The 11,612-nt window shown below is 38.3% G+C and carries 8 protein-coding genes and 1 pseudogene; 5 read left to right on the forward strand and 4 right to left on the reverse strand.

The window, feature by feature from the left end; genetic code table 11:
• Nucleotides 1-48: 48 nt before the first annotated feature.
• From H6G25_RS06400 to H6G25_RS06410, 3 genes are all read left to right on the forward strand, one after another.
• A complete protein-coding gene (locus H6G25_RS06400) occupies nucleotides 49-1,002 on the forward strand; it encodes an NAD(P)H-dependent glycerol-3-phosphate dehydrogenase (RefSeq protein WP_190391758.1) in 954 nt (317 codons plus the stop codon).
• A gap of 549 nt (nucleotides 1,003-1,551) precedes the next feature.
• Entirely contained in the window at nucleotides 1,552-2,799 is a 1,248-nt protein-coding gene (gene sigC, locus H6G25_RS06405; protein ID WP_190391759.1) for an RNA polymerase sigma factor SigC, read from the forward strand.
• 296 nt (nucleotides 2,800-3,095) lie between these two features.
• Nucleotides 3,096-3,551 (forward strand): transcriptional repressor, encoded by a 456-nt coding sequence (locus H6G25_RS06410; protein WP_028084223.1) that lies wholly within the window; start codon nucleotides 3,096-3,098, stop codon nucleotides 3,549-3,551.
• A 215-nt stretch (nucleotides 3,552-3,766) separates the two neighbouring features.
• Here the strand turns inward: H6G25_RS06410 and cobN are convergent, their stop codons facing one another.
• A complete protein-coding gene (gene cobN / locus H6G25_RS06415; RefSeq protein ID WP_190391760.1) occupies nucleotides 3,767-7,489 on the reverse strand; it encodes a cobaltochelatase subunit CobN in 3,723 nt (1,240 codons plus the stop codon).
• Between the two features lie 214 nt (nucleotides 7,490-7,703).
• Between cobN and H6G25_RS21095 the strand changes: the two are divergent.
• Nucleotides 7,704-7,799, forward strand: a pseudogene (locus H6G25_RS21095) (transposase); the annotation flags it as partial.
• A gap of 174 nt (nucleotides 7,800-7,973) precedes the next feature.
• Here the strand turns inward: H6G25_RS21095 and H6G25_RS06420 are convergent.
• A complete protein-coding gene (locus H6G25_RS06420) occupies nucleotides 7,974-8,468 on the reverse strand; it encodes a TM2 domain-containing protein (RefSeq protein ID WP_190391761.1) in 495 nt (164 codons plus the stop codon).
• A gap of 109 nt (nucleotides 8,469-8,577) precedes the next feature.
• Between H6G25_RS06420 and dusB the strand changes: the two genes are divergently transcribed.
• Nucleotides 8,578-9,639: a tRNA dihydrouridine synthase DusB gene (gene dusB / locus H6G25_RS06425; RefSeq protein ID WP_190391762.1), complete on the forward strand. Its 1,062-nt coding sequence runs from the start codon at nucleotides 8,578-8,580 to the stop codon at nucleotides 9,637-9,639.
• Nucleotides 9,640-9,820: 181 nt separating this feature from the next.
• On the opposite strand, the gene H6G25_RS06430 is transcribed toward dusB, so the two are convergent.
• Both H6G25_RS06430 and H6G25_RS06435 read right to left on the reverse strand, forming a co-directional pair.
• Complete coding sequence (locus H6G25_RS06430; RefSeq protein ID WP_190391763.1) at nucleotides 9,821-10,714, reverse strand: sensor histidine kinase; 894 nt, start codon at nucleotides 10,712-10,714, stop codon at nucleotides 9,821-9,823.
• 69 nt (nucleotides 10,715-10,783) lie between these two features.
• Entirely contained in the window at nucleotides 10,784-11,461 is a 678-nt protein-coding gene (locus H6G25_RS06435; RefSeq protein WP_190391764.1) for a response regulator transcription factor, read from the reverse strand.
• Between the last annotated feature and the right edge of the window lie 151 nt (nucleotides 11,462-11,612).

Below are 11,612 nucleotides of genomic sequence, written 5' to 3' on the forward strand. Positions count from 1 at the left end.
GTGGTCGATTCTTAACACCTATTTCCTATTCTCCATGAGTGAATCGAAGTGAGTCAAAGTGTAAAATCTGTCGTGATTCTTGGTGCTGGTGCTTGGGGTACAGCCCTGGCCAAATTAGCAGCAATTAATGGTAATCAGGTGCATTTATGGTCACGTCAGGGATCACAATCCTTAGTCAGTGTACTGGAAAATGCCCACATAGTCTTATCAGCTATTTCTATGCAAGGGGTAAGAGATGTAGCTTCTATGGTACAATCTTCTACTGTGTCTCCAGAGACAATTTTTGTCACCGCAACTAAAGGATTAGAACCCAAAACAACATACACACCTTCGCAAATTTGGCAAGAAATTTTTCCTAATCATCCCGTTGTTGTCTTATCAGGTCCGAATTTATCCCAGGAAATTGTCCGGGAATTACCAGCAGCAACCGTAGTAGCTAGTAAAAATATCAATGCCGCCCAAAGTGTACAATTGGTATTTTCTTCCAGTCGTTTTCGTGTTTATACTAATCCTGACCCTGTGGGAGTAGAATTAGGAGGAACGCTAAAAAATGTGATAGCGATCGCTGCTGGTGTATGTGATGGGCTAAACTTAGGAACAAATGCTAAAGCGGCTTTAGTCACCCGTGGCTTAACCGAAATAGTGCGAATTGGTAAGAATTTAGGCGCGAAAACGGAAACATTTTATGGTTTATCCGGTCTAGGAGACTTACTAGCTACCTGTAACAGCCCTTTAAGTCGGAATTATCAACTTGGTTATCAGTTAGCGCATGGAAAAACGCTCAAAGAAATTTTAGCGGGTCTTCCTGGAATAGCAGAAGGTGTAAACACTTGTCGGGTATTAATGGAAATTGCACAACAACGAAGTATTGCTATTCCTATTAGCGAACAAGTTTATCAACTACTGGAAGGAGAAGTTACACCTCAACAAGCATTAGATCAACTTATGTTACGAGATATTAAGCCAGAATTTGATGATTTTCCCACAGAACAAATGTGGTAAGTAAGGGTAAAATGCTTACAGAGTAAGGCCTGCAATGAAAATTAAATGATTACCGCTTTCAGTCCCTGAAAGAATTTGCCAAATTGTCAGGAAATTACTTTTTAAATGATGTAAATATGACCATGTAGTTTATAGACATCATGATCAGAAGTATGTTTTTGACACTATGATCAGTTAGAAAAACAACTGTAAATATCTCTAAAAATGGTGATTTTGACTAGTAGATAACTTCTAATTGAAAGTTCGACTCAAGATTAGAATAGCTATTAGTTCCTGATGCTATTAGAATCGAAAAAATCGTTAAAATATATTCTTTTCAGGCAGTGGAGTGCGGCAAAAATAACTATCAAGTTAAAAAAAGGTGCAAAAGCTGATAAATTAAGTTTTCTTCCTTTATGCCTACTTACACTAGTAAAAAGTTTTGCCACTAATTGTACATCGAAGACTAAACTGTTTTATTTGATGAGAAATTACGGAATAGCAACCGTTGATTTGATCGTAATTTTAACTGCCCTTAATTTATTGTTACCTGGAGCAACTTGAGACATTATGCCAGCAACATCCGTTTATAAAAATACCGCCTACGGTAGCGAAAATCTAAGCGTGCCTCTGGATCTTGAAATCAGTAGTGATGAAAGTGAGTTATCCCTAGATGATTTACCGGATTTAGATATCCCTGTAGTTGAATCTGATTTACCCGTTCAAGTTAACCGCAGCAGTACAGACTTAGTTCGTCTCTATCTGCAAGAAATTGGTCGAGTCCGGTTATTAGGAAAAGATGAAGAAGTTTCCGAAGCTCAAAAAGTACAGCGAAACTTACGGTTGCGAGTAGTGCTTAGTTTAGCAGCCCAGGAGGGAGATGCGATCATTATCCCTTATTTGCGATTAATTGAGGTCCAGGAGCGTTTGGCTTCGGAGTTAGGACACCGCCCTTCTTTAGAACGGTGGGCGGCCACTGCGGGGATAAAATTATCCGATCTTAAACCAACTTTAGCAAATGGTAAGAGACGCTGGGCAGAAATCGCTCAGTTAACCGTAGAAGAACTAGAGCAAATTCAAAGTCAAGGACTACAAGCTAAAGCCCAGATGATTAAAGCGAATTTGCGTTTGGTGGTATCTGTGGCGAAAAAATATCAAAATCGTGGTTTGGAATTGTTAGACTTAGTTCAAGAAGGGACTTTAGGTTTAGAACGAGCCGTTGAGAAATTTGACCCCACTAAAGGTTATCGTTTTAGTACCTATGCTTATTGGTGGATTCGTCAAGGAATTACCAGAGCGATCGCTACTTCTAGTCGTACCATTCGCCTTCCTGTCCATATTACCGAAAAACTGAACAAAATTAAAAAGGCGCAACGGAAAATTGCCCAAGAAAAAGGTCGCACACCTACTTTAGAAGACCTGGCAATTGAGTTAGATATGACACCTGCCCAAGTCCGGGAAGTATTGTTAAGAGTTCCTCGTTCTGTATCTTTAGAAACCAAGGTAGGAAAAGACAAAGATACTGAATTGGGGGAATTGCTAGAAACTGATAACATTACGCCTGAAGAAACCTTAATGCGGGAATCTTTACATAAAGATTTGTATAGTCTTTTGGACGATTTAACCGACCGGGAGCGTGATGTTGTTTCTATGCGCTTCGGTTTGTCCGATGGTCATTCTTACTCTTTATCAGAAATTGGCCGGGCCCTTGACCTATCACGGGAAAGAGTGAGACAAATTGAATCAAAGGCCTTGCAAAAACTTCGCCACCCCAAGCGCCGTAACCTTGTCCGCGACTATCTAGAGTCTTTAAGTTAGAAGGTAATTGGTAATTGGTAATTGGTAATTGGTAATGGGTAATGGGTAATGGGTAATGGGTAATGGGTAATTGGTAATTGGTAATTGGTAATTGGTAGTTAATTTCTGTTCCCAGTTAAGAGTCCCCTGTTCCCAGTTAAGAGTCCCCTGTTCCCTGTCCCCTGTCCCCTGTTCCCTGTTCCCAGTTAAGAGTCCCCTATCAACTAGTAAATATTCTCAATAAGCAATGATTGTTGCAAATTGGGACAAAGATTTGTTATATTCTCAATTAATGAGCTTTGTTGAGAAAATTTAGTATGACTGTCTACACAACTGGTTCACTTAAGGCAGAATTAAATGACCGTGGCTGGCGTTTAACTCCACAGCGGGAAACAATTCTACATATTTTCCAAGAACTCCCCCAAGGTGAACATTTAAGTGCAGAGGATCTCTATCATCGCTTAGAGACTGACGGTGAAGGTATTAGTTTATCAACTATCTACCGGACTTTAAAGTTAATGGCGAGAATGGGGATTTTGCGGGAGTTAGAATTGGGAGAAGGACATAAACATTATGAAATCAATCAACCTTATCCCCATCACCATCATCACCTAATTTGTGTGCGCTGTAACTCGACTATCGAGTTTAAAAATGACTCTATTTTAAAAATTGGGGGAAAAACAGCGCAAAAAGAAGGTTACCATTTATTAGATTGTCAAATGACTATTCATGCTGTATGTCCTAAGTGCCAAAGGGCGTTAATGCCTATTTAGAAACTAAGAGAATGGACAGTTAATAATTACCAGCCTCAATTTAGATAACTAGGAAATTGGTATGACAGGGATAGACATCTGCAATTTGGGAGAATGAATCAAGTAGTGCGGGAATCTAAGTGTATTGAGAAAGCGGAAATTAAAAACTTCCGCTTTTAACATCATCAGGACTAACGGCATAAAATAAAATTTATAAATTACTTAGAAGGAGTAAATTATTTTTCTTCGATGGTGGCTTCTGCTTGATGGACTAAATTGCGGAGGTTTTCTAGGGTTTGTATACTTACATCCTGCCATAAACCGCGCTGGTTTGCCTCTAGTAGTCTTTCCGCAATATCACGTAACGCCCAAGGGTTTTTGTTGTGGATAAATTCACAAACTGTAGTATTTTCTAAATATGCTTCAACTACACCTTGATACATATAATCTTCCACACATTGGGCTGTAGCATCGTAAGCGAAAAGAAAATCTACCGTTGCGGCCATTTCAAATGCACCCTTATAACCATGACGCATAACTCCAGCTATCCATTTAGGATTAACCACGCGGGAACGATATACCCTGGCAATTTCTGAACTGAGTTGGCGAATTTTGGGCTGGAGTGTATTGGAATTATCGCCAAAATAGGTTTGGGGATTTTTACCCTGAAGAGAACGCACAGCGGCGGTTAAACCCCCTTGAAATTGATAATAATCATCAGAATCAAGTAAATCATGTTCGCGGTTATCTTGATTGTGGAGGACGATTTGCATTTGCTTTAAACGTTGTTCAAAAGCTTCCACATTCTTATTCCCTGTTTCCTGACCAGAAGAATAGGCGTAAGCGCTCCAATTTGTGTAAGCTTGGGCTAAATCCTCGTCATTTTGCCAATTTTGGGAAGCCATTAAACCTTGGAGTCCCGCCCCATAAGCGCCTGGTTGAGAACCAAAAACGCGATATTGCGATCGCTCTTGTGCTACATCTAAAGATAAACCCTGTTGAGTCCATTGTTCAGTTTCTTGACGAACCATATCTGCGAGCGGATTTTGATCAGGGGGTTCATTTAAAGCTGAAACCGCTTTTACAGCTTGATCAAATAAAGTGATTAAATTAGGAAAAGCATCCCGGAAAAAACCCGAAATTCTTAGGGTAACATCCACACGGGGACGACCCACAACCGCCAAAGGTAATATTTCAAAATCTATCACCCGCCGCGCTACACCATCCCACACAGGTTTAACACCGAGTAAAGCTAAAGCCTCGGCTAAATCATCACCACCAGTCCGCATGGTAGCCGTACCCCACACCGATAAAGCGAGAGTTTTAGGATATTCTCCATTTGCTTGGGTGTAGGTTTCAATCAGGGTTTCAGCGGCTTTTCTCCCAATATCCCAGGCCGTTTCCGTGGGAATGGCACGAATATCAACAGCGTAAAAGTTTTTACCTGTGGGCAGAACTTCGGGACGGCCGCGCGTCGGTGCGCCGGAAGCACCACTTTTGACATATTTTCCATCCAGTCCCCGTAATAGGTTGGTGATTTCTTCGCTGGTTTTTTGCAGGGAGGGGAGGAGTTTGTCGCTAATCCAGTTTTCTGTGGTTTTTCCGGCTATGATTTTTTCTACTAAATGGGCGGCTTCTATTTCTAGGAGTTCAACGACATCCCCAATGATATGACAGGATTTAAGTCTCTCACAGAGGCGCAGAGGCGCAGATAGGGGGGTTGAGAGGTCGTCGGTGAGGGGGTCTATGTCTAAACCCCATTGTTTGGCTATGGTGCGGGTAATACCTATAGAATAGCGGTTGGGGATGCGGGCGATCGCTACTATTAAATCTCTTAGTTGGGTGCCTTGGGGACATTGGCCGAATATGTGTAGGCCGTCGCGGATTTGGGCTTCTTTGAGTTCGCACAAGTAACCGTCTAAGGAGTTTAAGATTAAGGTTTCAAAATTGGTGATGTCTTTGGGGTTGGTAATTCCTAAGTCTTTATATAGGTTTTCTTTGATGACTAATTCCTTGATGCGATCGCTGATTATTGGTAATCTGGAAGGATCTAAACTTTCGGCTTCGTAATATTCATCAATGAGGTTTTCTACTTGTTGCAATCCTCCATATAATTGCGCCCTTGTCATGGGCGGTGTTAAGTGATCAATTATTACTGCTTGGGCGCGTCTTTTGGCCTGTGAACCTTCACCAGGATCATTGACAATAAATGGATATAAATGAGGCATTGGTCCCAAGGCAATTTCTGGATAACAATTATTAGATAAGGCGACACTTTTACCCGGTAGCCATTCTAAGTTACCATGTTTTCCTAGATGAATTATGGCATCCGCAGCCAAAGATTCTCGCAGCCAATGATAAAAGGCTAAGTAATTATGTGTTGGTTCTAAATCTGGTGCATGATAATTTAAAGTCGGATCAATATCATAACCTCTTGATGGTTGAATACCCACAAAAATTTTCCCGAATTTAATTCCCGAAATTGCCAAATTTTGAATTGTTTCTAATGTTCCCCACCGTTCAATAATTTCCTGTTGTATATTTGCAGGTAAAGTAGCAAAATATTTTTGATATTCGGCTGCTGATAAACTTTGATTTATTGGTTTCCAGTCTCTTCCTTCGGGATCATTGGTGATGCTAGATGTGAGAATTTGAATTAATTCGTCTCCAGTTTCAGGAATATTTCCTACTTCATAACCAGCTAATTTTAAAGCTTTGAGAATTTCCACACAACTGGCAGGACTGTCCAATCCTACGCCATTTGCGAGCCTTCCGTTGGTGTTGGGGTAATTTGCTAAAATTAAGGCTACTTGCCGTTCTGAGGGCATTTTTACCCGCAATCGTACCCAATTTGCAGCCAGTTGGGTGACAAATTCAATGCGATCGCTCAAGGGTTCATAAACTACAATATCGGTCTCTAATTTGTGATTTCGAGTTTGTAAAGTTTTGAAGGATACAGCCCTACTAATAATCCGTCCGTCTACTTCTGGTAATGCTACATTTATAGCAATATCACGGGGTGTTAAACCTTGTGATTCTGATTCCCATTGTTCAATGGAACTAGCACAAAGAATTACTTGCAAAACCGGGACATCTAATTTTTCCCAAAGTTCAATTTGCGGTATTTCTGTTTCTAATTGCGCTAGGGAAAAACTGGTGGTATTCATTAATAAACTAATATTTACCCCATTTTTATCTGTAAACCATTCACATAATTTATCACTTACACCCGGTTCACGCAATGAAGAGACAAAAACTGGTACAGGTTGTAAATTTTTCTCTAACAAAGCATTACACAAAGCATCAATAACTTTAGTATTTCCTGATAAATAATGAGCGCGATAAAACAAAATCCCAACTTTTGGGAATGGGTAATTGGTAATTGGTAATTGGGTATTATTCTCAGTTCCTAACCTACCATACAAACCCACACGGGGAACAGGTTGTGGAGGTGGAGGATTAAATTCTGTTAATAAAGCCGTATCAGCGATAAATTTTAAAGCATTGAGGAAATTTTCTGTACCACCTTCTTGAAAATATTGCCAGATTTTCTGGACAATTTCTGGAGCAATTGTAGATTTGGAGATTAAATCAAGATCAAGTCCGTCATCTCCTGGCATTATAATTAGGGTTGTTCCATTACGTTCTCCAATTTCCTGTATAACTTCTAGACCATAATTCCAATAAGAACTTCCACCAATAAGACGCAGAACAATTACTTGCGCTGATTCTAATACTTGTTCGCTATAAGTATCTATACTGATTTGTTGTTGTAGTTGTAATAAATTAGCGACTCGAATTTCTGGAAATTCATCAGGTAATTTAGAAACTACAGTTCCTAGAGTTTGAATATCAGTATCTGCTGCTGTAATCAATACAAAGGGTGCTATAGTTTGTTCTAGGAAAAATAAACCCTCCGACTGATTCCAGCCTCCAGCAGTAGCATTTATACGGTGCATAATTGGTAATTAATAATGGAAATTTTGAGTTAGGAAATTTGGGAGCTTTTTGACGTTATCTTTAAATAAGGCAATAAATAAATTCATCAGTAAATATGTCTCTATCGTTCCCTTTATGCAAAACATAACATTTATTGTAGGTTGGGTTGTTCGCGTTAGCGTTGCGGAGCAATCGGAACGAAACCCAACACCCCTACTATTGTACTAGATAGCGCTTCAACAAATTATGAGGTGGGATATGGTAATATTACAAGAGTCTCCTTGGTATCAACAGATTTTCAGAGAAAGTGAAAAACGGGGTGAAAGACGAGCTATACTGTCAATCTTGAGAAAAGTTAGACAATATACTCTAACTTGTTCAATCCTAAAACCGAATATAGGATAAACCCAAAACAGGTTTTTATCGAGTGTCAAAATTCCTTTTTTCTAATCATTCTCCATTAGACATCTGGTGGTAATTGATGAAAGATGCTATTTTTGATTATTACAATTCATCAAAGTAATAAGTCACAACTCCAGAAATAGGGTTGTTGCCTATTCTCACATGATTTGATTGTAGCATTTCTTTGAGTATGGTTTCTACTTCCACAAAACTAGCTCCTGTGGCCTTAACACCTTGAGTTACTGTTAAACTACCACCATTAGCCTCTGCTGCTTCTATGAGTTTGACAGTGAGGGGTTTACCATTTGGTTGGTGAACTTGTGATATAAATATCCGCTCATTCATGGGTATACCCGCAGGAGATACACCTGCTTTTAATCGCAATTTTTGCTCATATTCGTCAACCATATTCGGTATGATCACTAAATCAACAACTTGTCCAATATAAAATAAACCACCAGTACATAGCCATAATAAACCAGTACCGATTTTGCCATTATATAAGCGATGTAAGCCTCCTATACCAAAAAAACCCGCTCCACACAGAAGATAAGAAACAAGAAGACGATCTTGATTTTGATTGTTTTTTATAGTCATTTTATTTTCCGTCCATTAGGATTTACTGGTTTAATCATCTATGCTTTGATTAACTACCCCTCTTTAGTTGTCAATTCCCCAATTAACGATTCTATTTTTAATTTTAACCATGATTTCTCTTTCTCCTGAACTTCAAGCTAGACTTTCGACACCTCTCAAAATTGGCTCATTTGCGGTTAAAAGCCGTGTTTTACAGTCTCCATTGTCGGGGGTGACTGATTTGGTCTTTCGTCGTTTAGTACGTCGTTATGCACCAGAATCTATGATGTATACGGAAATGGTCAATGCAACGGGTTTACACTATGTTAACCAATTACCAAAAATTATGGAGGTAGATCCTCAAGAAAGACCTATCAGTATTCAATTATTTGATTGTCGTCCCGATTTTCTAGCGGAAGCAGCAGTAAAAGCGGTTGCGGAAGGTGCAGATACTGTTGATATTAACATGGGATGTCCAGTTAATAAAATTACTAAAAATGGTGGTGGTTCTTCTTTATTACGTCAACCGGAAATTGCGGAAGCAATTGTGCGGGAAGTTGTGAAAGCGGTAGATGTTCCTGTAACTGTGAAAACTCGTATTGGTTGGAATGATCATGAAATTACTATTTTAGATTTTGCTAAACGCATGGAAGACGCGGGAGCAAAAATGATTACTGTTCATGGACGCACTCGCGCTCAAGGTTATAATGGTAACGCGCGGTGGGAATGGATAGCTAAAGTTAAAGAAATCCTGTCAATTCCTGTTATTGGTAATGGGGATATTTTTTCTGTGGAGGCTGCGGTAAAATGTTTAGAACAAACTGGCGCAGATGGGGTAATGTGTTCTCGTGGAACTTTAGGTTATCCCTTTTTAGTTGGTGAGGTTGATCATTTCTTAAAAACAGGAGAATTATTACCACCACCTAACCCCATTCAACGTTTAGAATGTGCGCGAGAACATCTTTTTGCTTTATGGGAATACAAGGGAGACAGGGGAGTTCGTCAAGCGCGTAAACACATGACTTGGTATGCTAAAGGTTTTGCTGGTGCTGCTGATTTACGGGGTAAATTAAGTTTAATGGAAACTGTACAACAAGGTTTAGATTTGATTGATAGAGCCAAAGAAAGATTAACTTATGGCTATGAAATTGAGGAAGAAATAGGGACTAATATAGAAGTAAACTTGAGCTAATTAAATCTTCTGGGTATGGATTTAGAAATTTTGAACCTTTCCGAGTTAGAGGTTGTTTGAAAAGTATTAAATGAAGCTAATAATATCTCCTAAGAGGAGGGGGTTTCAAAGCCTCTCCCAACCTCTCCCCGCGTTGGGAGAGGGGTTTATTTATAGATTAAAAAATTTTAAAACATCCTCTTTATTGCCACCAAAAAGAATTTGGTAAAGGCCAAGATAACTCACAAAGAGTACCTTGAGGATAAAGAGAAACTCTTCTAAATTTACCTTTAATTTGTTGTGCTAATTTTTTAAATTGTTTTGTTCCCCAACCTTCTCTTAATGAATAAGTTCCTAAACCATTATCCATAATGCTGAGGGTGTAACGTCCTTGAGATACAGAATAACTAACTTGTAAGCAGGTGATTTCTGTGGCGTGTTTACCAACATTACACAAGGCTTCTTCTAAAAATCGGCAAAGTCCTCGCTTATTTTCAATACTTAAATTGCTGTCATGGATAGGTTCAAAATTGTGAATTTTTACTTTTAGGCTTTTAAAACAGGGAAAATCTCGATCTAAGGTGTAGCTATAAACTTGATAGAGAATTTCATGTAAAGGGTTTCGCAAATCTATAACTAGATTATTTCCTAGATAAAGGCTGGTATCTTGGGTAAGAGTTTCTTGTTGCCAAAATTCATACATTCCTCGTAATTCTTGATTTAATTCTTCAAGTTCTTTTTCTATTAAAGGTAGTAATTTATTAACTGGTATATCTTGTCCTTTGACTATTTTTAAAACTTTAGCTAAACTTTGTAATGGTCCATTATGAATAGTTTGTATTTTCATTTCAATTAGATTTTGACGAACTTGAATTATGGATTTTACAGCTTTGTTGTAATGATATAAAGCTATGAGCATGATGCAATTTATAACTAGAATAAAAATTGCTGAAACTAGAGAGACTGAGGAATCCCAAATTAAAAAAAAATAGCTAATCAGTTCTAAACTAAAAATAGTAATGATAATTCCTGCTAACTTTCCCCCATAAACAAAATAAAGTCCTTTTGGGAATTTTTTAAACATTTGGGTTTGCATAAGCTTATGTTCCAGCATTAATAACTTAATTATGGAAAACACCTGATTAATTTTACTAACTTTTGTTAGTTAATCAATTAATCCTTCCGCTCTGGCTTTAATTTCTGTTTGAATACGGATGTTTTTACCCTCTTCCGGGTAAATATTTAGAGCGTCTTGCAACTTACTCCAATAATGACGTACCATACGTTCAGATATACACATATTTTTAGCAATTACTTTATCTTGTAATCCTTCTTCAAAGGCTAGATTTAGCACTTTCAACCATTCTGGTTTTATCTCTAACCCTGAGTGTATTCCTTTAATATCTTTTGTGTGAGTTAATCCCTGTAATGCCCAATCAACTCTAGTTAACATTTCTGGAGTAGAAAGACTTTTATCAGCGACAGTAAAGCCTCCTTTATGATTATCAATACAAGGACGAATACGAACTAATGTTTTCACGTGGACGCTTTGAACAACAATATTCAGATGTGAATAATTTTCCATCAAAACTTTAAGAAGTTCAATACCTATATCAACCCGTGCTGTCATTTCTAGTTTTTTTGGTATGGAAAGATCCATAACTACCAGGTCAGGTTGACAGATAATAATTTCCTCCAAGGCATGACTAGCATTTGTAGCAATATTAAGTTCAGCACTAGGATAATTTTTTCTTAGTATTTCAACCGTTCCATTTAAAACTGATTCATGATCATCAATGACCATGAATTTTAAAATTGATTTTCCCGATAAAACTTGTTGCATATCTAATAATTGTCCCAATGGTTATACACCGGATAAATTTTGATTGCTATATAGGACTATTAATTAGTTTTTACCAGATTATATTAGTTATAACCTATGCCCTATGAGGGTTGACAACCCTCACCCAATTGAATTTATTATAAAGTACTGA

It is taken from the genome of Dolichospermum sp. FACHB-1091 (assembly GCF_014697585.1).
In the GTDB taxonomy this organism is placed as follows: domain Bacteria; phylum Cyanobacteriota; class Cyanobacteriia; order Cyanobacteriales; family Nostocaceae; genus Dolichospermum.

Coding starts and splice junctions, on each gene's coding strand:
- sigC (WP_190391759.1), top strand. CDS start 1,552: ATGCCAGCAACATCCGTTTATAAAAATACCGCCTACGGTAGCGAAAAT.
- H6G25_RS06410 (WP_028084223.1), top strand. CDS start 3,096: ATGACTGTCTACACAACTGGTTCACTTAAGGCAGAATTAAATGACCGT.
- cobN (WP_190391760.1), bottom strand. CDS start 7,489: ATGCACCGTATAAATGCTACTGCTGGAGGCTGGAATCAGTCGGAGGGT.
- H6G25_RS06420 (WP_190391761.1), bottom strand. CDS start 8,468: ATGACTATAAAAAACAATCAAAATCAAGATCGTCTTCTTGTTTCTTAT.
- dusB (WP_190391762.1), top strand. CDS start 8,578: ATGATTTCTCTTTCTCCTGAACTTCAAGCTAGACTTTCGACACCTCTC.
- H6G25_RS06430 (WP_190391763.1), bottom strand. CDS start 10,714: ATGCAAACCCAAATGTTTAAAAAATTCCCAAAAGGACTTTATTTTGTT.
- H6G25_RS06435 (WP_190391764.1), bottom strand. CDS start 11,461: ATGCAACAAGTTTTATCGGGAAAATCAATTTTAAAATTCATGGTCATT.